The organism is Serratia sp. GW822-FHT06D09 (genome assembly GCF_058799515.1).
In genome coordinates, this window is sequence record NZ_JBXALO010000004.1 from 384,105 (window position 1) to 407,468 (window position 23,364).

The following is a 23,364-nucleotide window of genomic DNA, read 5'->3' on the forward strand; positions in this document are numbered from 1 at the left end:
GATGAACAGGGGAAAAATAATGCCCCGCATGGGGGCATTGATGGGGAAGCTTATTGTCGGATCAGACGACCGAGGGTTGGCGCCGTTTCGAAGTCGCTGCGGAACGGGTTGATGTCCAGGCCGCCGCGGCGGGTATAGCGGGCAAAAACGCTGAGCTTTTCCGGTTGGCAGCTTTGCTTGATGTCGTTGAAAATGCGCTCGACACACTGCTCGTGGAACTCGTTATGCTGGCGGAAGGAGATCAGGTAGCGCAGCAGGCGCTCGCGATCGATTTTCCGGCCCTGATAGTGGATCACCACGCTGCCCCAGTCCGGCTGGTTGGTGACCAGACAGTTGGATTTCAGCAGGTTGGACGACAGGGTTTCGGTCACGATGTCCCCTTGTTGGTCTGCTGCACCGTGCAGATATTCCGGCTTAAAGTCGAAATCATCGACGGCAATATCCAGATCGTCGATATTGATGCCTGGCAGGCTATCGATCTGCGGCGAATATCCGTCCAGACCCGGATAGAGCTTAACCCCAACCTGGCCGTTTGCCGCTTGCGACAGGTCTTTTTGCATCGCGGCACTCACCTGTTCCACGCTGTCGAAGCGTGTCTGGTTAAAGCTGTTGAGATAAAGTTTGAATGACTTGGACTCGATCAGGTTGGTGGAAGAATGGGGCAGGGTGAATTCACCAATGCCCACCACCGGCTTGCCTTTGGCGTTGAGCCAGGAAAGCTCGAAGGCGGTCCACAGATCAAAGCCGCTGAACGGCAGGTTTTGTTCATCTACACCGATCAGATCCCGACCGCGTGAGCGTGGCAGGGCCTCGAGCAATTCGGGAGCGTACTGGTCCGGATAATCGGAGTTTGCGCCAAGATGGGTGATTTTATCTTGTTTTTTGATATGCATATTCATTGCTCCTTGCATGATCGGTATTGATATAGCGGTTAAACAGGCTGCGAGCGGCGTAAATCGGCCCGACACCCACCAGGGCGTAGACCACCTTGATCAAGAATTGTGACAGGATCATGGTCTTGATGATATCCCAGCTCAGAACGTTGTAGAACGCCAGCGTGCAAAACACCACGCTATCGATGGCCGAGGCGACCACGGTGCTGGTGATCACGCGCACAAACAGGTAGCGGGAGTTGGTCAGCTCTTTGATTTTGCACAGCAGGTAAGAGTTGACGTTCTCGGAGATTAAATAGGCCGCAGACGACGCCACCAGGACCGCCATGATGCTGTGGACGATGCCGTCATAGGTCTTGCTGAATTCCCATTGCGGAATACTGGGTACCAAGGTGGTGACCCAGACGCCCAGCACGAAAATCAGGTTTGCCATAAACGAGATGATGATGGTGCGCCTGGCCAGTCGCAGCCCGTAAAACTCGTTCAGAATATCCACCAGGATAAAGGTGAGGGGGTAAATAAAAATCGCCGGGGGAGTGATGAGGTTCAATGCGGGAATTTGAATCGGTTTGACGCCACACAGGGTTGAGAAGATATAAATCACGCTGAGTGCGACGGTAATGATCAGGTAGGCGTACCACGATCGTTCATGGCGATCGCTGAGCTCATAGGCGGTTTGCTGCTGATTGTTACCGTAGATTTTGCGGTACAGCGCCTGCAGCTCATGCCGGCTCAGATCTTCCGATATTTCGCTGTCGGCCAGCTCATTGAGCCCCATGGTGATGGTTTTGCCGGTGGCCAATATCATGACATTGGCGGCGAGGGTGCCATGCCGGGTAAAGCCCAATAGCTTGAACTTTTGATTCGGTTCCATTTATAGCCGTTCTCCAAAGATATAACCCAGGAATTGCACGGTATCCTGATGATTTTTTTCCATGCAGTAATCTTCTTTGTCGTTAACCACAAAGAAGCCATTTTTTCCCGAGTGATACAATAAAGGCGAATCGCAAACCAGCACCGGCGGGCGTTTTATAATAATCACCTCGCCTGGAATAAATGAACCTTTTATTTCGGTCTCTATTTTCATTGCTACCATATTTGACTCATCGCCGAAGAAATAAGTCAAAGGGAACTCAGTTACCAACTGGCCGACTTTCCAACCGGCAACCGCTAAAAAACGCGACTGAGGAATAACGGGCACGGCGGAAGGGTTTTTATTGCCTTCGGTAGAGAGCGTTTCATTGAGCAGTTCCAGCTTGGCCAGATCATAATCTTCGATCTCTTCACAGGAAACGCCAAAGAAATCTGAAATCCGGTTGACGGTGGCCTGCTGCACGTTGTTAACCCGGCCGTCGAGAATTTTATAGATGGTGGTACGCGTCAGGCCAGTGCGGTTAGAGAAGGATGCTTTAGTTTCGCCCCGGGTGCGCATCAGATATTCAATATTCTTAATGATGTTGATTTTGCGCTGCGCGTTAGTGGTCTTCATAAGCATTCCTTACAATATTCTGGCCGGCATTACTATATCGCACGCGCCGACATTGTCCAGAACTGACGCTGAGGTTGGGGCGGTAACCGGCTGATTAATCATTGGAAATGGGCTTTGATCTCTCACGTATCATGCCAGCTGATGCTTTTATCATGATGAGTAAAATGTAAAACAAAGGTAATTAAATATAAATCAATTGGTTAGGTTTAAGACTGGAGAAAGTGGACACAAAAGTGGGTTTTGTGTCTACTTTTGTGTTGACCACGGTGGTTTCCGTGAGCTACTGTTCATCCACACTGAAGTGTTTCTTGACGGTCAAAACGGTTAATAAACGATTGTCTGACAACTTCTATAATAAAAAGCTCAGGGAGGGAGGCGTTTCCATTCTCTGGGTATTAAAGGATGTTTTAGCTACCGACACCAGGGATCCCCATTACGTCTTCTGTTTTACCTTCGCAGTAAAAAACCCGCTTTCGTATTGATGCCAGTCGGCTTTTTAGCCGACCGATATCAATTTGTTGCGCCTAAAAAAGGTGGCGACAACTTAATCAAACCCCCTTTCTGTTCCGATTATCCCCACTCCCCAGCGCGGGAGAGTAGGGATATCAATCAGCTTTGCGCAGGCGCAGGTTTCTGAGAACGGCTCATGGCCAACTTAAATACCCAATAGATCAGGCTGGCAGCCAGCAGAGAGTTGATGGTCGGCACGCCCCACTCGGTCACCAAACCGACAATGCTGCCGACGATGCTGGCGATGATCGCCGCCCAGCCGATAGTTGGCGTCTGGTCCGGCAATTTCCCTTCGCGACGGCTCTCGTCGAGAATTTTACGGTGAGTACGCAGCAGATAATAATCTACCAGCATGACGCCGATAATCGGCGGGAACACCACGCCAAGCACCGTCAGGAAGTCGACGAAGCGGTCGAGGATCCCCAGTACCGACAATGTGGTGCCCAGCACGCCGATCACCAGGGTGGTGGCGGTGTACTTCAGTCTTTTGCCCGTCATGCCTTCGACGGCGTTAACGATGCCTAGCGAAGAGGAATACAGGTTGAGGTCGTTAACCCTGAGGGTAGAGAACACCACGACCAGCAGGCCTGCACCACCGGCGACCTGTGACATGATGGTGACCACATCCGCCGTGCCCAGCGTTTTGGCGATCAGTATCGCCAGGCCGTTAACCACGAATTCCCCGGCAATGATGGTGAAAATGGTGACGCCAAAGACATGCTTGCCGTTCCTGGAGTAGCGCGTTAGATCCGGCGTCATCAGGCTGGCGACAATCGCACCGCCGACTACGATAGTGATACCGGCGCTGATCGACAGCGGTTCGCCTGGTGGTACCAGTTGAATAATTTCAGGCAGATTGTGGCCGGTGAGGGTGATGATGGAGATATAGGCCACCAGCATAATAAACATCGGTACCGCAATCCTGGCGGCGATACGCAAGGCTTTAAAGCCGAACGCCACCAGAATGGTCAGCAGGGTGCCGGACAGACCGGCCGCCAGGCCAAAGCCCAGCTTGTTCCCCAACGCGAAATCCAGCGACTTGGCGAAGATGGCGTTTTGAATGCCAAACCAGCCCAGCAGGCTGACGGCCACTACCACCCCGATCAACACCGATCCGAGTCGCCCAAAGCCGCACCAACGGGCCAACAGGCTGCCGGAGATCCCTTCGCGCATGCCCGCCAGGCCCAGGCCATAGGTCACCACGCCAAAGATCAGGCTGCCGATGAAAATGGCGGTAAATGCATCGAGCAGCGTCATGGAGTGGCCGAGTACGGCACCGAGCATAAACTGATCGAGCGCGGTCAGCATGCCCATATGCACTATGGCTACGCTTAAAAACGAGACTCTTTTATCCTGAGGTACCCGGGTTAACGGATAGTCTTCGATTTTGATCACGGTGAGGTATTCCTTGCTATTTAAATAAACTGGATGCCTTTAGCTATCAGGCGATCGGGAATGTAGCTGTCCAGCTGAGCATATTTGCAAAATTCCTCAAACTGCTGCTGTGTGTGGACATCAGATTTTTGATAAATGTTATATATTCTATTTTCTATGGTCTTATTGCTGATGTTATATATTTTGGCGATTTCTTTCACCGACAGCCGTTGCAGCATTAAAAATATAACGTCCAGCTCAGCCCGGGTAAAAATGGTGCTGTTGGTTTCTGTGGTTAGTACGCTGGGTTTTTGATGGTTGATATAGTTAAGCGGGGATAAGGTGTTAAGCGGTTTGGCGTTCCACATTACCCCGAAGACTTCTTTCTTGTCGTTGTAGATAGGCAGTTTTTCGCTGATAAACGGTGTCAGGCTGTCTTTCCCGTACCAATAATGTGTTTCTATCACGGCAACCCGATCCCGCGAGATCTCGGTCATTTTGTCATGTTCAACAAAATCGGCTGCAGATTCGGCCCAGTCGGCGGGGAACTCGTCGTCTCGTTTACCGGCTATATCAAAATTTAATGGCGTATTGGTATAGAGGTAGGCGGCCCGGTTCATGTAAAGATGACGGGATGCCAGGTCCTTGATGCCCCATGGCTCACTTAAGTGCTCCATCATGGCAATCAGGCCTTTCAAATAGAATTCATTACTTTTATCGGGCGAATCCATTCTGACCTCACCGACTGGAATTGGGTTAAATCTTTTTCGCCAGGTAGTGACGCGTATGCTGTTTGGCATAGTCGCCTAAGTTGCCGTAAACCTGATAGCCCAATTTTTCATAAAAGCCGCGGGCCTGAAAATCGAAAGTATCGACATAGGCCATGTGGCAACCGCGTTTCTTGGCCTCTTCTTCGGCCTGTACCATCAGTTGACGGCCATAACCGCTTTTACGGTATTGGTCGCTGACCCAAAGATACTGCACTTCAAGCCCGCCCCACCAGGTTCTGGCAACCAGTCCGGCAACGATTTTACCCTCGTCATCGGTGACGGTCAGGAATAAGGGGTGGATATCGACGGGTTCAATTTTGGCGTTGTGGGCCCAAAGACTGTCAATCACAAATTCTTCGTCTTTCGGGTTCGGTTGGTCGGTAATATTGATATTCATCGTTATAATATAATTCCCTGTGATAATTATTAGGCGGTGCAATCAAACGGAGGTTACTCCAACCGGTTTAACTATCACTTTTCATAATGTATTACAAGGGTGGTTTTCACCCGTTCCCGTCACGTACTCAAGGGGCTATATTAGCTGCGACAGGGCCAGAAAATAACGTAATACGCGGTAATAAATAGCCTTTGGTCCTGCTCAGTCTATCTATTCCTATTGTGCCTCACCAGGGCCCCATCCAGGAAATACATTAGCTATTCAGGCTCCACCGGTAGAGCAAGTTAACTTGCCAAAGGGGAGCCGCCGCGTACAGCCTTTTCCCAGAACCCGCTTTTAAAGCCTTATTTACCCGCCGCCTCGCCTTTGGCTATGCCTTCCAAAGCCGGCGGTATGGCCGCACCGAACATTGTCCCATGGTCTAAACCGGGCCATTCCCGATAGTCAACCTTAAGTCCGTCAAGTGTCGCCAGCCGTGTGGCCAGGCCATGAGCCGCATCTGCGGGTAACTGACTCTGCCTGATAATCGGCGGGGCTTCACGCATTTTCTCCGCACCGCCGTTCCACAACTGCAAATGGGCGGACAAAGACGGATGCCTATCCATAACACGTTGCGCTTCTTGCAGGATAAAGCCTTTCCCCCACCACAGCGAAGGTTCCACCGCGATGTAATTCTGGAAAGTAGCAGGTTGGGTTAACAGAGTATGCAGAACGAAAAGGCCACCATAAGAGTGCCCCCACAGCGTTTGCTGCTGCGGGTTAACGGTGACCTGAGCGGCCACGGCAGGCTTAATCTGGGTTTCGATCAGTTTAAGGAAAGCGTCTGCGCCACCATGGGGCTGCTTTCCTGAACCTTGTTGCGAAGCCGGTGTGTAGTCGTAACTGCGGCCTCTGGAGTCGATACGCAGATCGTTGTCATAGCTGAGTAGCACCAGAACCGGCGGCTGTTTTTGTACGGCAAGCTGAGCCAGCAACTGGGCGTTCAACTCCATCAATACTGCGTTGCCGTCCAGGAAGTAGATAACCGGATAGCCGCCCAAGGGCGGAGCAATGCGCGGTTTTATTATGCGGACACGATAACGGCGCTGACCGTCCGCCGAAGTGAAGCGCAGATCGCTGAATTGATAATCAGGCGATTTTGAATCGACCAGGGTTGTGCCGATTTTACGTTCCAGATCGGGCCTGGCCTGCGCCAGCATGGGGGAGCCAACGCCGATAATCAGCGCGATAACGAGGGTGAGACAGCGACGATAAGACGATGGCATGCTGGATTCTGTTTATCAGGAAAAGGGGATATTAGCATTTATGTTGGGAAGCAAAAAACCTGTCTTTCGACCCTATCTTTGCATAGGAAGCCGACCTTGGACGGCCGGCGTTAGCGGTGGTTGTACCATCATCCTGTAAAAGAGGTGTTGGCCGGGGAGGAAATTCCTTTAAAGAGCTAAACCCCGGCCAACTCTGACATCAGTCAGAAGTGCATTTTAGAAAAGATATTTCACGCCAAGCGCAGCCTGGGTGTCGCTGTAGCCTGTATCCCCCATTTGTTGCCCAATGTTTGCCCACAGATTCAGATTGTTACCGAGTTGCCCTTCCACACCTGTTTTTATTTCGCCGATGTGGCGAGTGCCGGCCATAGAGACCCTGGTGTCATCCAGGGTTACGCCGAAGTTTTTACTGTTATGGAGCCAGTTGGCTTCGACAAAGGGTTGGAATGTCCGATCTTTACCTTCGTCGATAGCGCTGTGCCCTTTAAGGTACGCCTTGACGCCAAGACGGGTACGGATGTTGTTTTGCCCGTCGCCCTGCACGCGAGTGCCATTGGATTCGGTATGTTCCTTCGCTTTCACGCCCATCCAGGTAACCTGAGCCTGAGGTTGTAACCAGAAGGTTCTGATCATGCCCTGGCGGCTCTTGCTTTCACCGAGAAGGAAGCTGTAACCGCTGGCTAATGATGCGGTAAATCCACGGGATTTATATTTCTCGGCGTTGAGGTTATCGCCATTCACTTCGTTGTTAAACCATTGGTATTGCAGCCAGCCATCCATGTAAAGACCAGACTTATTTGCCGCATTCGCATACCAGGTGCTGTAAATGCCGGTGGAGTAGCCATCAATGTTCCCACGTGAGCCGTAGCCGGTAACTGATGAGTGTGTATGGCTTTTCTGGTTGGCATAGCCTGACATTACACCGAGGTGGTAACGATTAAGTCCGTCAGTGCTCCACTGAGCGAGATCGGCACCCAACTGCACCACATAACGGTTGGCCTGAGTCTTGTTCTGACCATCAGCCATCTGGCTGCGTTGATGCCCACCCTGATTACGCAACCACATGCTGGTCACTTTTTTCTCACCGGTAAGCACGTCGGTGTACTGAGTTTCACCCAAACGGTCGTGCAGCGAGAGAGTAAATAGCGTATTGGCGGCCAGCATATTCGTGGCATAGCTGCCTGCTTCTGGGCGGAAGATATGCTCAGTGGGACGTTCTGGTTCCAGAGGGTATACCGGCGAAATCGGTGTTGCGGGGTCCCCCGGTATTACAGGCTCTGCTGGCGTTACAGGTTTTTCCTGCGTCCCAGGGTCTACAGGGGGGATAACAGGTTTTTCTTCCGATATGCCGGGGGAGACAGGGTTTGTCTGCGTGCTGGACAGATACCAGTTTTTGTTTTTCTTCACCAACTCGTAATCATAGGCACCGGCAGCAATACGTCCTGTTTTGGTGAAAACGCCTTCAGACTTTCCGCCGACGGAAATCAGCTCAATGCCTTCGACAGTTTGTGCGCCGCCGCCGCCGGCCTTGTTTACCTGAACGTTTGAATTACCCGCCGAGTCACCGGTGATCACCAGCCGGTCCGTTTGCGACTTATCGTCACCCAGCAGGGTATTGAAGATCAGAGTGCCATTGTTACCGGTGTAGTTTTGGGTGGTGAGTGTTTTAAACTGCCCGCCGGTCGGGGGTGAGAAGGCAAGGGTGCCGGCGTTGCTGACAGATTGTGATACGGTTGAATTACCGGTTACCGTCCATACGCCGCCTTGGTCGAGGGTCATATTAGTGGCATTTTTGGCTGCCCCGGTAAGCGTGGCATCTTCCAGCCTGACCGATACCACGTTTTCTGCGGCGGCCATGATATCACCATAGAGGCTGGATTTTTGTGCAGTGAGATTGACAACGCCATGTTCACCGGGATCTGCGTCAAAGGAGGTAATCAGCAGGCCGCTGCCGGAGCGTGGGGCAATGACATTTTTAAACGTCACATCCAACGCGGCTCCGTAGGAAATCAGAATACTCCCCAGGGAAGACTTCAGCGTGCTGTCAGTTATGCTGACAGTACTGACATCATTATCTTTGGATAGTGTGTCTCTATTGGCAAAAATAACAGCGGCATTTTTCCCTTCTGTCTGGATTTGAGTATTAGTGGTGGTCATCCGGCCGCCGTTATATATGATCAGGCCGTGAGCGAGTTCACCGGTTGTTGTTATACTTCCGCCAACCAGAGTTATTTCTCCTTTGTTGCCGGCACCGGCACCTACAGAATTGAGCCCCTGTGTTTCTATGGCCACATTAATTGCAGATGCAGATGAGCCTTCATCTGCAGCTCCTATCCCGAGGCTTTTGTCACCGAAAGTTTTTATCGTACCGCCGTTGATGGCGACTTTGCCGCTTTTATAGGCCACCGCGCCATATGAGGCATTTCCGGTTGTTTCGGTGTTTACGTTAAACGTCTCAATAGCAGCACTATTATCCTTGGCCAGGATCCCCACGCTTTCTTCACCGGCGGTTTTTATGCTGCTATCACGAACAGTGACTTTGGCATTATTCAGAGCCACTGCCCCTACAGAGTTGTCCCCGGTGATTTCGATGGCTAATTTAGCAACCTCAGCGGATGATCCCGTATCAGTAACGGCAATACCGTGGCTGTTTATATCTGTGGTTTTTATCGTACTGCCGTTGATGATGAGCTTTCCGCTTTGATATGCGGCTACACCATAAGAATCCTTACCTGTTGTTTCTATACTGGCATCGGAGATTTCAATGGATGAATCAGCATCTTTGACATAGCCCCCATAACTTTTGTCTCCTGTGGTTTTTATACTCCCGGCGCTGACGATGGTTTTCCCGCCCTGGTAAGCTGCCGCACCATAGGCTTCTTTACCACTTGTTTCTACGGCGACATCAGATGCCTTAACGGAACTGTCGACGCCAACTGCCTGGAGCCCATCGCTCATCTCACCCGCAGTTTTTATACTGCCGCCGCTCAGGGCTACTGTCGCAGCATCCTGAGCCATAGCCCCTTTTGTGCCATTTCCTCTGATATCCAGCGTGGTGCCCGTGGTGTTGATAGTCGAACCGTTACCAGACGCCATAAGCCCAGACCCCATATTTCCAAGGGTGGTAATACTTCCATCCGTCAGTGATATATGCGACTGGTCAAGGGCAATCACCCCAGTTTTATAATCTGAATTAGCGGTAAGTACAGTTATATTTTTCCCTGTGATAGAACTATCCTTTCCAGAGGAAATAATGCTATCGAATGTTTTGTTCTCTACATCGATTTGCTTACCATTATTGACAATAAGCATTTCTGCCAAAGCATTCGGCAGGCCAGGTAAAAAACACGAAGTGCCTAGTATTAATGCGCCATTAATGGCGTAAGATATTCTTTTAACTTTAAAACTTAACATGGTATTAACGTCCCTTATGTTAACATATATATTATTGATATTTTATTTGATTGAGGGAGAGTTGGCCGAAGAATAGGATGGTAATGCATTTGTTTATTTGAGGCTGATTGTTATCTCTCTCAGTATCTAACATGGCTAAAATAGCTCAGCTTGAAACTGGGGTAAAGCTTTCAGTTCTGATTTTTATTGATTATTGAAGGTGGGTTAGACTTTTTTATGTTATTTGTTTTTGTTATGAATTAATATGTAATGTGCTTACTGCTTATGTTTTTTATTTCCTATGTGTTTTTTTATTTAAAGTCAAAGGGTTGGGGTTTTTGTTTTGGGTTTATGAGAGCCTGGGTTACCGGGGGCTTAACGTTGAAAACTAAAATATCCTGGTATAATTTCAATTGGATTAATAATTAATTGATTTATAAGAAAGTAGAATCACTTATATCATGCTTTAAATAAATAATATGGATGTTTACTACTGTAATTATAATTTTATAGCGCGTGATATATGAGAGGTAATGTAACCATTTAAATAAGCTATTTAAGAATGGTGATTGTTCCTTCCTGTGGGGAAATAAAGCGAAGTTATCGTGAGGGTACTATTGCAGCAGTTCAATGTCCTTACTGATTTTACAGGCGTGTGACATGGATATTATCCACCGGGTTGAGCTACTGGTGAATTGATTGAATTTTTGGTCATTGTCGATTTGTCAGCCCCCACGAGGTTTTTCAGACCCAGCCACCTCCTGTCGTTCAGAAGCCCTATCCTTGAAAAGGTATGGGAATTTTTAGTATTTCAATACTGATTTAAATCAATGAAGGATGGATTTGTTAACAATCACCTGCGCACTTTAACTGTTTCTAGTTAAATGTTTGTTAATTGTATTATCTGTAGTTGATTTTGCTGGTGTGTAAGCGCTATCCAGCATTAACATTTGGCGGTAAATTTTTAATAAATTTCAATTTATGGATTAAAGCTCTGCAAATTTTATCACTGGTAGATCATTATTCTATTATCGGATATGGATAACTGTAGTGTAAAAAGCATACACAGAGATAACGTGAGGGCTGACAGTTTCCAGAATGAAGTGCCAAAGGCACGTATTAATCCAAAGCTTGACCTGCATACGGGTGGGGCAAGCAAGAAAACTGAACTACCCCTGAAATTACGTATTGCGGGCGATTTCATTAATGGTCAGGAGTCCTCACCATTATCAGAGCGTAAAAAGTTAACCTGGATAAAAATAACTTTTATTCCGTGCTTTCCGAATACTCCCCAAAGGTGAATATTACCGTTAAAAACACCCTTGCTGATGATGGCAGTGAAGACACTGTCAGTCTGATATTTCTGAGCGTGAAGGATTTCTCTCCGGAACAGGTCTCCCGGCAAATACCACAGCTGAAGGCTATGCTTTCCATACGCAATTTGTTTCGTGATTTTAAAGCGAACCTTCTTGATAACCAGACTTTCCGAAAAGAACTGGAAAAAATTCTTCTGGTCCTGGCATTAAGCGCAGAAGTCAGAGCCGAACTGTCAGCTTCCTTTTTTAATAAAATAATACCACTATAGGTCATATAAACAAAAAAGCGAATTGAATTGTTCTTTCCGAATATACAAGTCCGACCACTGCATTTCCATCTATTATGGTTTCTCCTCAGCAATGCAGGAGGGACTACAAAATAGCACTCAGGTTTTTTGCAATCCCTTATACACGATACACAGCGGATCACCGAGCCAGTTAAGCATCAACACGCTGAATGTGGCTAATTGATCCAGTTCGGAGCGACGTCCAGAGATGAGTCACCAAGAATTTCTGCCATGTTCATTTTTTACGTTAACTCACGATGTCTGGAATGTTAATGAAAAATTTCACATCGCGATAAATTAAAAAAAGAGATAGTTTCATAAGTTACTTGTTTCTTTTTTGAATTTGACTTGATTGAATTAGGTGTGGTTATATTTCGTTCAATTATTGAATCATGGATGATAACTTATATGAATTTAAATAAGCCAAACCGCCATCAGTGCAAGTGCATCTGAGTAAAATCACAATAGTGATAAATATTAGCTATATAAAATGCAATGGTGAGATTAGACGGTGGTTAATGTGGTTAACTCAAGTGGTATCCATTTGATATCTGATGATGTCTTCTTTTCTTTGGGGTGTGAGGTTATTTTTCAAAAAAATAATTATAAATTAAATAAAATTCCATCTGAGAAAGTTTGGCAAGAAGATTTGACTCAAGAGTTCAGCAAAGGTGATGTCTGCTTGGTTGCTATGCGATCTTACCTTGCATCGAAAATAGTGTTGGAAAAGCTCTCATGTCATAAAGTTAAGATAATGTTGTTTCTTGATATTCCAGAAAAAAAAGAAACAAGACGCTGTGTGCAGGTTTTCAATGTGTGGTTTTTGTCTAAGAAAATGTCGATGAGCTTGTTGATATCTCGCTTTGAAAATTTATTTGAATACCACGACAGCACCGAGAAACTATTGACCAAGCGAGAAATAGAAGTCATGGAGAATATTCTGCAAGGAAAATCATTCGCAGAAGTATCTGTCGCTTTGAATATCGCGTTGAAGACGGTTTATACGCACCGCAGAAACTTGTTCCATAAGATTGGAGTTAGAGATTCCCATGCTATTTACTCTCTAATTATCAAGCTTTTTTCCTGTAATAAACCCACAACATAAAGGATGACAATTGCTTAATTGAAATCATGTGAATTATTTTACAGCTGTAACGCCAATCTATCAGTTCTGTTGGGTAGGATGATATTTTGTTTGCGACAGCTTTGCACTGACATTAAATAAAATACAGTTAATATCAACAACACTCAGGAATAAAACTATGGCCAGTTTATATTATCAGCAAGAGGCTGCGGCTTTATATTATGCGGTTTTAGGAAAGAACGCTTCATCATCTGCTTATGATTACTTTGGTAAAGCTCTTGAAACCGGAAGTTCAACACCGACAAATTTGGTAAAAAGTTTCTTGGCTGGCAATGATGGTCTGGCGCGTTTCGCAAATAAGACGCCAGCAGAAATACTGACGAGAGTCTATACCAACATCCACGGCTCGGCTCCATCGGAGGACGAACTCACATCTTTATTGAATTCTGGAAGTACTGCGGATGCTATTGCAAAAATGGTCGATAGCGTACTTCATTACTCTGGCTTTGATCCTGTGGAATTAGCGGCACATTCTAGCTTCGAAACGACTGTTGGGGCATCTCTATACCCAGCCGTATCGGCAGCTGCGAGTGCTGGCGCCAGCACAGCCCTGGCGATTTACTACGTGATCGGCAGCACCGCGACCACAAGCGGAATTAACTATTGGGGGGAGAAACTGGCCAACGGAGCCGACACTGCTAAAGTTGCGCAAGTTTTTGTCAATGATCACGCTTATTTGACATCACTGAACAATGCCGATTTTGTTACACGACTGTACGAAAAGACCTTCCATCGCGAACCATCGGCCATAGAGTCCTCTGTGTTCCTGGCTAAGTTGGATGAAGGTGCTACCCGCGGTTCCATCGTCGTTGACGTTATAAACCAGATTAAAGGCCGGGTGCCGGTCACTGATGAAGCGGCACAAAATAATTTTTCTCAAGCAATTCATGTGTATAGTCCGGGACAATTGCCTGAGCTAAGTTACCAAGAGCAAGTTGCGTCAATTTATCTGGCTGTCCCAGGACGTGGCGTTGACGCTCAGGCATTGGATGTCTGGAGCAAACAGCTCGCTTCTGGCACAACTTTCACCAAGTTGCTTTCTTCTTTGATCAGTAGCAAGGAGTCCCAGGCCAAAGGAGGTGCCCTGAGCGGTTCCGAATTCGTTACCAAGGTTTTTAACGATGTTTGGGGGACCCCGCCTACGGACAAGCAATTGGCGAACTATACCGCCAAAGGTGATAATACATCCATCGCGCAGGCAATCATCAACGATCTACGAGGGTCCACCGCCACGGATGACGTTACGGTCAGCGCTCAACATGCCTTTGAAGCCGATATTGGCAACAGCCTGTTGTATAAAACCGCCGCCACCCTGAACAGTGCTTCCAGCGACGGCAATGTTGCCGGTACCGTGAATACTGGTAGCGAGCATGTGCTGAGCAATGCAGAAATCGCTGTGTTGAAAAATGTTGTTCTCAACGCAGACAGTGCAACTGTCACCGATCTGAAATTCGCCGACCAGTTGGCTAATCTGACTATTAACGGCAATGCTGCCGCGACGGTCGACCTGTCCAACAACGGTGTCAACAAAGGGGTCGACGCTACCGTCAACAATGCTAACGTCATTCTTAACGCCAGTTCTGGCGCGGACAAGATTGTAGTGACCTCTGTGGCGGCCGAGAACACCGGCACTGGGCAATTCAATCTGGGCGCAGGCAACGACACCTTGCAATGGGCTGGCAACGCGGCTGTCGGCAGCACCAACAGCGTCAGCAATACCATCAAGGCTGACGGCGGCGCAGGTTCCGATGTGTTGTCCGCCAACTTTATCACCAAAAACGTTGACTTCAGCGAAAGCGGTTTTCTGCAGAAGACAGACACAGCTATTATTACCACTAACGCCTCGCAGTTCACGAGCTTCGAGAAAATTGATTTGGCGGGCTATATTGGCAAAGCGACCGTCAGTAAAGGTTCAACCGCAACTGACCATACGTTCGACTTTGGCGTGTTGAACGGTAGTGCGTCCACTGAATCCAGCCGCGACGTCGATCGACTACAGCAGCCGGAAACTACCAGTGACAACGATGGGCTCCTGTCCGCACTGCGCGATTTGTTGGTCATAAGTGCGCCGAAGGACACCGGCTCTCAGGGCTTTGTTCTGTCCGGTCTGGCCGATGGAGTGAAAGTAATCAATGCTGCGGGTGGTAGTGCAGCGCGGTTGGAAGTGACCGGCGACGCCACCGCGGCCAGCAAGCTTAACTTCGCGTTGAACTCACTGGCTCTCACCGACAAGTTCGACATTGTGTTCACCGCGAACAGCGATGCGGACATCAACGCCGGCTCAGTCAGCCTGAACGCGCACCTCACCAACCCCAAATTTAAAATGGAGACTGTAAATGTGGCCTCCGGCGGTAACGGCGACTTTGGCAATATCTTGTCGCTGAGAGACGGTGATAACGATGTTACCAAGATTAACGTCACGGGCGATCATCACTTGGATCTTACCGTTGGCAGCAGCTATAACAACGTCACCATCAACGCCAGCGACAACACTGCTGGAGTCAATATCGATTCTGAGGCCAGTGGAACCGGCAACAATACGTTCGTCCATTCATTGGTAGAAGCCGCTAACAAATGGCCGATTGTGGGGCTGGTAGCCACCTCCTTGGAAGACAAAATGAATGAGGTTCTGGCAGATTATGGTTTGCAAGAATCAACCACCGTTTCGATTACCGGTACTCAAGCGAATGACATCTTCTCGGTGAAAGACAACACCATCGTACATGGCGGGGATGGCAGTGACGTCTTTAACATTGTTTCTAGCAAGCGTGACACCTCTGCCACTATCGACGATTTCGACTATGCCGAGGATACGTTAGTCGATCAAAGATCCAGTTTAGCGTTCTCAGGTCATGACGACGGTATCAAAGTAACTAACTATGGCGAGAAGAACAGCATCGATAATTTAGTGAGTGAGCTGGTGAAAAAGGGCATGGGTACCGGCTTAGAGGCATTAGCAAATGCAGCCATGGGGATAATCGGCCTGGATAGCAATAAACTGTCCGATAAGGTGGGGATTTCCAGCGTCGGCGACAAACATTTCCTGACCATTGATCAGAATGACGATCGCGTGCTGGACAGTAACGACACCATAGTCTTGCTGCAGGGCGGCAGCCACGCGGATCTGGTGAATAACCTGTACTACTCCCCGGTGGAGTTGAACGGCATCAACCTCGCTCAATTCCAGCACGAACCGGTTGCCTGATTAACGGCAGCAATGCGTGTCACCCAGGGGGGCCCCCCCCCCTTTTTTTATTTTTTCTGCGATGTCAGCGCCATAAGAGTGAAATTATCCGCATCAGAGATGAACCTCCCTCCGGATTTTCCTACCAGAGAATGAATTATGCAGTTTGTCGAGCTTTTCCAACCCAATGAGATAGTCAATGCCGTACGCCAACACCGTCGCGCCTTCTGGAGCCTCGGTTGTTTTACCGCAGTCATCAACATCCTGATGTTAGTGCCGTCGTTGTATATGCTGCAGGTCTACGACCGAGCTCTGCCTTCGGGCAACGGCATGACGCTGCTGATGCTCACCCTGATTGTGTTGTTTCTTTTCATAATGATGGGGGTGTTCGAATACGTGCGTAGCATGATGGTGATCCGTATCGGCAAACAACTCGACGCCACGCTCAACGATCGGATTTACACCGCTGCTTTCGAAGCCAATCTCAGGAACAACGCCACCGATGCCGGCCAGATGCTCGGCGATCTGACCACTGTGCGGCAGTTTTTGACCGGCAGCGCCCTGTTTGCCTTCTTCGACGCCCCCTGGTTCCCGATTTACCTGTTGGTGATCTTCTTGTTCAACGGCTGGCTAGGGCTGTTCGCGCTGGCGGCGGTGCTATTACTGATCGCGCTGGCAGTGCTCAACCAGGTCAAGACCAATGAGCCTCTCGCTATGGCCAGTCGTTTCTCTATTGAATCCGGCATTGCCGCCAGCACTGGGCTGCGCAATGCTGAAGTGATTGAAGCAATGGGCATGTTGCCGGCGTTAAGACAACGCTGGAAATCTCTGCATAGCAGGTTTCTCGATGCTCAGCGCATCGCCAGTGAACGAGCAGCCAATATCGGTGCCGTCACCAAGGTGGTACGCATCGCCTTGCAATCGTTGGTACTGGGATTGGGCGGCTGGCTGGCCATTGACGGCCATATCTCCGCCGGCATGATGATCGCCGGCTCGATTTTGCTTGGCCGCACGCTGGCACCTATCGAGCAAGTCATTAACGTTTGGAAGAGCTGGAGCAGCGCCAAACTTGCTTATTTGCGCTTGGTCAAGCTGCTTGACGCCTCGCCGCCGCGTATCCTCGGCATGAGCCTGCCCCGTCCACAGGGGCGCCTGCGCGTCGAGCAGATCGCCGCCGGCACGCCGGCGGCACCAACCTCTTTGATATTACAAGGCATTGACTTCCAACTGACGCCCGGTGAAGTGCTCGGTGTAATTGGCGCCAGTGGTTCCGGGAAATCCACGCTGGCGCGCCTGTTGGTCGGAATCTGGCCGGTGACCGAGGGGCATATTCGGCTCGATGACGCCGATATCTTTCAATGGAACAAAGATCAACTCGGCAGCGCCATCGGGTATCTGCCGCAGGACATCGAATTGTTCGCCGGTACCGTGGCGGAAAATATCGCGCGCTTTCAGGAGGTCAATCCTCAAAAAGTCCTGACCGCCGCAAAACTTGCCGGCGTACATGAGCTGATCCTGCATTTCCCCGCCGGCTACGATACCGTACTCGGCCACGCTGGCAACGGCTTGTCCGGCGGCCAAAAACAGCGCATCGCACTGGCCCGGGCGTTATATGACGATCCGGTGATGCTGGTACTGGACGAACCCAACGCCAATCTCGACGAGACCGGCGAGCTGGCGCTTAACCAGGCGATCATGCAACTGCGTACGGCGGGAAAAACGATAGTGCTGATTAGTCATCGTCCACAGTTGATTGCTACCACCACCCACCTGCTGCTGCTTGATGGCGGCAGCATGCGAGCTTTCGGCCCTACATCCAAGGTGATCGCCGCCATGCAGCAGGTACAGCGTCAACAGCCAGCCGTTAACCACCGTCCAGAGGAGATGCCGGATGGCACTGCCTGAAATTCTGAAAGCACCGGTGCCTGATGATGTGCACCACTATGGCCGGTTTGGCTGGTTGACGCTGTTGCTCGGGCTTGGCGGGTTCCTGCTGTGGGCGCTGTTCGCGCCGCTTGATCAGGGGGTGACCGCGCAAGGTACCGTCCAGGTGATCGGCAACAGCAAAACTGTGCAGGCCGCCGCCGCCGGCTCAATCGCCGCGATTAAAGTCAAAGAAGGCGAACACGTGCTCGCCAACCAGTTACTGATCCAACTCAACTCCGTACAGGCGCAGGCGCAGGTTGACAGCTACCGTGAACGCTACTTGACATCGTATGCTATGGAAGCCCGCCTGTTGGCAGAGCGTGACGGCAAACCGCAGGTCACCTATCCGTGGGATTTGCGCCGACAGGCTCAGGAAAATTCGCGACTGGCAGAAATTATCGCTTTGCAGGATCAGCTATTCTCCTCGCGCCGGGCGGCACTCTACAGCGAGCTGGAAGCCTTCCGCCAGTCGATGGCCGGCGTGCACTTTCAACTGCAGGGCATTGACAACGCCCAAGATAGCCGCCAACTGCAGCTGAAAAGCTTCCGTGAGCAGCTCAACAGTATGCAAAGCCTGGTAAAAGACGGCTACCTGCCGCGCAACCGCTATCTGGAGATGCAACGGCAATATGCGGACGTCCGCAGCGCGCAGGCGCAGGCGCAGGGGCAGCAGGGTCAATTGCGACAACAACTGAGGGAAGGGCAGCAAAACATCGCCCGTCGCCAGGCCGACTACCAAAAAGAGGTCCGTACGCAGTTGACGCAGATCCAACTGGACATCGCCGAATACCGCAGCAAACTGACACAGGCCAATAGCGACCTGCACTTTACCGAAGTGCGAGCGCCGCTGGACGGCACCGTAGTCGGCCTGAAAGTGTTTACCACCGGCGGCGTGGTCGGTATTGGCGAACCGTTGCTGGATATCGTCCCCAGCGAGCGACACCTGGAAGTTGAGGCTCAACTGCCGGTCAACCTGGTCGACAAGGTGAAACCCGGTCTGGAGGTTGAGCTGATGTTTGTTGCCTTTAACCAGAACGCAACGCCCAAGGTACGAGGGGACGTCACGCTGGTCTCCGCGGACCGTCTGATCGATCAGCGCACTGGCGAAGCCTACTACAGCATGAAGGTGGCCGTGCCGCCAGCGCAAATAAAGCGGCTGGGCAAGAACACCATCGTGCCTGGCATGCCGGTTTCAGTCTTCGTACGTACCGGCGAACGCTCGCTGCTCAATTACCTGTTCAAACCGATCATGGATCGCGCGCATATGTCGCTGACGGAGGAATAAGATGGCTCAGCGTATCATTATCGCCGCACTTGCCTTATTACTGGTGGCCTGTTGGCTTCTGGGCACGCCTGCGTATGCCTTGTCGTTAACAGAAGCCTTTGCGCTGGCCATACATAACGATCCCACTCTGCAATCTGCAGTACAGGAGAAGCTCGCGGGTGAAGAGGAGCGAACGATTGGCCGCGCGGGTTTATTACCGCAAGTCTCGGCAAATTATCAGAATGCGCCACGCAACTGGCAAAACCAAAAATATCAGGGGGCGGACATTTTCAACCAGCCAACGGGTGAGCAAAGCGTCAATACGCAGTATCGCAGCAGCTCACTGTCCGTGACCCTCACTCAGCCGCTATTCGATTATGCCGCCTGGGCGCGCTATCAGGCTGGCGTGGCACAGGCTCTGTTGGCGGACGAACGCTATCGGGGCAAACTGCAAGAGATGACGACGCGTCTGGTGGAGGCCTATATCGAGGTGGCATATCGGCGTGAGGCCATCGCGCTGACACAGGCTCAGGTCACTACTTACGCGGAACAACTGGCGCTGAACCAACGACTGTCGAGTCTGGGGGAAGGCACCGTCACCGACGTGGCGGAAACCGAGGCGCGTTATGGCATCGCTCTGACGCAGAGGATTGAAGCACAGGATGCGCTGGATGTGTCCCAAAACACGCTCAGTAACCTCATTGGTGTGCCGGTGGCCAGTTTCGACCCTATCGCGGCGCAGCCCGGGACCTTTTCGCCATTGGTGCTGAAATACCCGACGCTGGAGGCCTGGCAGCGCCAGGCAAAAAGCAATAACCCTGCGTTACGTAGCGCTCAGCAGGGCATCAATGTTGCGCGATATGAGGTAGAGCGCAACCGTGCAGGACATTTGCCTCGTGTAGCACTGTACGCCTCGCATTCGGAGAACGATTCAAGCAGCGACAATACCGTAGGCCAGAAATACCGCACCGATTCGGTCGGCATACAGGTCAGCATTCCACTTTACTCCGGCGGCGGCGTTTCTGCTTCAACTTCACAGGCGGCGGCGCGCTACCAGCAAGCCAAGTACGAGATGGCGGCGCAATCGGACAAAATACTCAATGATCTGCAACAGCAGTACCGTCTGTGCCGCAACGGTGAAGCGAAGCTGAAAGCTTACGAGTTAGCTTTGCAAGCGGCAGATAAACAGGTGGTAGCGACGAGACAGAGCGTTCTGGCCGGCATGCGGGTAAACGTCGACGTGTTGAATGCGGAACAACAGCGTTACACCACGCAAAAAGAGTATGCGGAGGCCAAATACGGTTATCTGAAAGCCTGGGTGGCGCTGCAGAGCCTGGCCGGGACGCTCAATGAAAAGGATATCGCGCAGGTCGCACGCTATTTTCACTAATCGATAACTACGTGAATCTCCAATTAGTCATATAAGGATAGAGTTGTTAAAAAAACGTTGAGCAAGATAAACGCAAGAATTGGCATTGGCGCTTGGTGTTGAAGTGTTTAAAGCCAGAGGGCAGAGAGTGTTGGGTTGATCCGGCAACGCCACATTGTTTGACGACCATGGCGCCGTGGTCCACGATTTAAAAATAAGAAGTGATTGGGGGCCGGATGAAGCAAACACTTACTCCGGCTTGCAAAATTTTGGCCATGATGGGACAACCAGGGGCGGCGTAGTCTATGTTCATATAAATCACGAGATGATGGAGCTGCTTGCTCGCATTCTCAAGATGCAAGGCTTAAGGGGACTCTCGATAAAACAATAAAGAGTATGTGTGATAATGGCTCTAATTCCTGAAAAAACCACTGATTAAGAAGCAAAGACATAAAACAAAAAAAACATAACTTATTGAATAAAGGAAATCTTTCATTTTAAAACCTCACAGTTTTAGAACTATCATCAGAAAATCAACTGAGGATATTAAAAGGGCTTCAATAACCTACGCCTCAACCCTATGAAAATCATTGGTAAACCTAAACGTCGGCTAGTAAATCTACTGTAGGTGCTGTGCAACTACGTTAGGGTAACCGGGAGCCATTCCCTCATTTAGCGGCCCTCTTCGGTTGAGGATCGTTACCGGCGGAGGCCTCAAACATCAACGCATTGCTCTTCTCATTCAGGGTGTGCAATATCGGTTGCAGTTCACGCAACACGTGGTCCAGGTGCTGCATATTGCCCACCATCTTGCTGTAAGCCGGTGAGCCCGGTTGGACCCCTTTCAGACTGAGTCTCAACTCCCGCAACGTTTTCTGCATGTCCTGAGGCAACGTCTTCATCTCTTTGCTGGCGATAATACTACTCAGCGATTTCATGGCCTGCTGCGTCAACTTCATGGTCTTCTGACTTTCCACCAACGTGTTGGTTGCTTCGTTGATCATCGGATTTATTGGAATTGTGTTGATTTTGTCCAGTGTCTGGATCAGTTTCTGTTGAATCTGAGCTAAACCGACGCTGATGGTTGGTACCACGGGATAACCAAATATCGCGTGTGGGCCTTTCCAGGGCTTTGCTTGCGGATAAAAGTCCAAATCGACATACAGCGAACCGGTCAACAAGCTGGCGGGTTTCAGAGACGCACGCATGCCGCGCGACTCAGCAACTAATCTTCTACGTTCAAAATCGGCATTGTCGACATTGGTTTTTTGAAAACGCTCTGGTTCGATACGGATCAGCACAGGAATACGGTAACGGTTGTCTAGCCGCTGTGGTATACCCTCTTTGTAAAAAGGCACCTGCGCCACCGTGCCCAAACGAATGCCACGGAATTCAACTGGTGCGCCCGGTTGCAAGCCGCTAACTGAATCGGTGAAGAACAACAGATAGTCTTTGTGGGCGGTATACAGCGACTCCTGAATGTTGCGCTTATTATCGAAAAGTTGGTATTCCGCTTTTTCTATCGCCAACTCCCCGTGCTCCCAGCCTTCAGGTACGTCAAAACTCACCCCCCCACTGATTAGGGTCGACAGAGACCCCATCTCCATGCGTATCCCTTGTGCTGACAAATCGAACGCCACACCGCTATTTTTCCAGAAGCGTACGTTGGTTGTGATCAACTGGTCGTAAGGTGCGGTGATGAATAGCTGGTAACGCATTAGACGTTCTGCGGGCGTAAAATCGCGAGTTTCCACTGTGCCGACGCGATATCCACGAAATAGCACTGGGTCACCAACATTAAGCTGGCCCGATTTCTCACTGGTTAGCACGATGCGCAGCCCTTTGGTGTCCGGCGAGGTCAGCGGTGGAGTGTCGTGTAACTGATAACTATTCTTGTCGCCTTTGCCTTTGCTGCCCGGCAGTACCTCGATATAGGCTCCGGACAGCATTGTGCCTAGACCTGAGATACCTTCGCGGTCGATCTGCGGTTTTACCACCCAGAAGGCGGAATCTTGCGACAATAACTTATCCATGCCGTCATTAAGGCGTGCCCGTATCCTCACCTGGCCCAAGTCATCACTAAGCGTGACGGTTTCTACTCTGCCGACATCGACGCTACGGCTTTTTATTTTTGTTTTTCCCGCCTCCACTCCATCAGCGGTGGTAGTGACCAACATCACTACTGGTCCTTGATGACTGAAGTGGTAAAACAAGATCCAGGCACCGATCAGCGCGGTCACTATGGGAATTATCCACACCGGTGACCAGCGTTTGATCTGCTCGACATCGGCGACGCCATAATTATGTTCTTTCACATGAGGCCCTATTCTTTTATTCACTTTATGAGAGCCCTGCTATCAATTAATGACCGATATCTGAGGAGCGAAAGTTGCTCTCTGAATATCATTTGAAAAATCACCATGAATGAAACCCTGTCACGCTCGACTTTTTGTTAAAATAATGGAAGCAATGAGGATTATGCAATTCGGATTTAACGGTATAACTTAATGACACGGGTAACCCTACTGGTTGGGTGGTTAACTTACCTAAGAGGTTAGGGTGGCATTAAATTGCATTACACTAAAAAATGGAAGGCAAATTAATGGGCTTATAGTATTGTGTTTTATATTCAAACACATAAATTAAAGTGAGATCAAATTTAAAATAAAACAAATAACATTTTGTTATTATCTTTATGTTTAATTCTGGTGCGTTTATTTTACCTAAAAATTTGATAAATTTTTTTATAAAAATAATTTTTTAACCCCTGTAACTAATCCATG

14 protein-coding genes and 1 pseudogene are annotated in these 23,364 nt (G+C 49.7%); 6 read left to right on the forward strand and 9 right to left on the reverse strand.

Annotated elements, in window-relative coordinates:
• Positions 1-50: 50 nt before the first annotated feature.
• From queF to AC1RKG_RS12720, 8 genes are all read right to left on the reverse strand, one after another.
• Positions 51-893 carry an NADPH-dependent 7-cyano-7-deazaguanine reductase QueF gene (queF, locus tag AC1RKG_RS12685; RefSeq protein WP_048759769.1) on the reverse strand — a complete coding sequence of 281 codons (843 nt, stop codon included), beginning with the start codon at positions 891-893 and terminating at the stop codon, positions 51-53.
• The gene (locus tag AC1RKG_RS12690; RefSeq protein WP_020828622.1) at positions 871-1,767 is read right to left on the reverse strand and encodes a queuosine precursor transporter; all 897 of its coding nucleotides are present in this window, start codon (positions 1,765-1,767) and stop codon (positions 871-873) included. The genes queF and AC1RKG_RS12690 overlap by 23 nt, the downstream gene beginning before the upstream one ends.
• Positions 1,768-2,382, reverse strand: coding sequence for a helix-turn-helix domain-containing protein (locus AC1RKG_RS12695; protein ID WP_020828621.1), 615 nt, complete (start codon positions 2,380-2,382; stop codon positions 1,768-1,770).
• Between the two features lie 609 nt (positions 2,383-2,991).
• Positions 2,992-4,287 carry a cytosine permease gene (locus AC1RKG_RS12700; RefSeq protein ID WP_046372634.1) on the reverse strand — a complete coding sequence of 432 codons (1,296 nt, stop codon included), beginning with the start codon at positions 4,285-4,287 and terminating at the stop codon, positions 2,992-2,994.
• 20 nt (positions 4,288-4,307) lie between these two features.
• On the reverse strand, positions 4,308-4,997 hold the full coding sequence (locus AC1RKG_RS12705; RefSeq protein WP_020828619.1) for a helix-turn-helix transcriptional regulator: 690 nt from the start codon (positions 4,995-4,997) through the stop codon (positions 4,308-4,310).
• Between the two features lie 25 nt (positions 4,998-5,022).
• Positions 5,023-5,433 (reverse strand): GNAT family N-acetyltransferase, encoded by a 411-nt coding sequence (locus tag AC1RKG_RS12710; RefSeq protein ID WP_020828618.1) that lies wholly within the window; start codon positions 5,431-5,433, stop codon positions 5,023-5,025.
• Between the two features lie 344 nt (positions 5,434-5,777).
• Positions 5,778-6,698, reverse strand: coding sequence for an alpha/beta hydrolase (locus AC1RKG_RS12715; protein WP_493183181.1), 921 nt, complete (start codon positions 6,696-6,698; stop codon positions 5,778-5,780).
• Positions 6,699-6,914: 216 nt separating this feature from the next.
• Positions 6,915-10,112: an autotransporter outer membrane beta-barrel domain-containing protein gene (locus tag AC1RKG_RS12720; protein ID WP_493183183.1), complete on the reverse strand. Its 3,198-nt coding sequence runs from the start codon at positions 10,110-10,112 to the stop codon at positions 6,915-6,917.
• A 1,016-nt stretch (positions 10,113-11,128) separates the two neighbouring features.
• Here AC1RKG_RS12720 and tssB point away from each other — a divergent pair.
• The 6 genes and pseudogenes from tssB (at position 11,129) to AC1RKG_RS12750 (ending at position 20,602) form a co-directional block, all read left to right on the forward strand.
• A pseudogene (tssB, locus tag AC1RKG_RS12725) lies at positions 11,129-11,676 on the forward strand (type VI secretion system contractile sheath small subunit).
• Positions 11,677-12,205: 529 nt separating this feature from the next.
• Entirely contained in the window at positions 12,206-12,799 is a 594-nt protein-coding gene (locus AC1RKG_RS12730) for a response regulator transcription factor (protein WP_187961918.1), read from the forward strand.
• 157 nt (positions 12,800-12,956) lie between these two features.
• Positions 12,957-16,043: a DUF4214 domain-containing protein gene (locus AC1RKG_RS12735; protein ID WP_493183185.1), complete on the forward strand. Its 3,087-nt coding sequence runs from the start codon at positions 12,957-12,959 to the stop codon at positions 16,041-16,043.
• A gap of 138 nt (positions 16,044-16,181) precedes the next feature.
• Positions 16,182-17,927, forward strand: coding sequence for a type I secretion system permease/ATPase (locus AC1RKG_RS12740; RefSeq protein WP_493183186.1), 1,746 nt, complete (start codon positions 16,182-16,184; stop codon positions 17,925-17,927).
• On the forward strand, positions 17,914-19,233 hold the full coding sequence (locus AC1RKG_RS12745) for an HlyD family type I secretion periplasmic adaptor subunit (RefSeq protein WP_087762503.1): 1,320 nt from the start codon (positions 17,914-17,916) through the stop codon (positions 19,231-19,233). Before AC1RKG_RS12740 ends, AC1RKG_RS12745 begins: the two co-directional genes overlap by 14 nt.
• A gap of 1 nt (position 19,234) precedes the next feature.
• Positions 19,235-20,602 (forward strand): TolC family outer membrane protein, encoded by a 1,368-nt coding sequence (locus AC1RKG_RS12750; RefSeq protein ID WP_187961914.1) that lies wholly within the window; start codon positions 19,235-19,237, stop codon positions 20,600-20,602.
• Between the two features lie 647 nt (positions 20,603-21,249).
• On the opposite strand, the gene pqiB is transcribed toward AC1RKG_RS12750, so the two are convergent.
• On the reverse strand, positions 21,250-22,896 hold the full coding sequence (pqiB, locus tag AC1RKG_RS12755; RefSeq protein WP_187961913.1) for an intermembrane transport protein PqiB: 1,647 nt from the start codon (positions 22,894-22,896) through the stop codon (positions 21,250-21,252).
• Positions 22,897-23,364 lie beyond the last annotated feature (468 nt).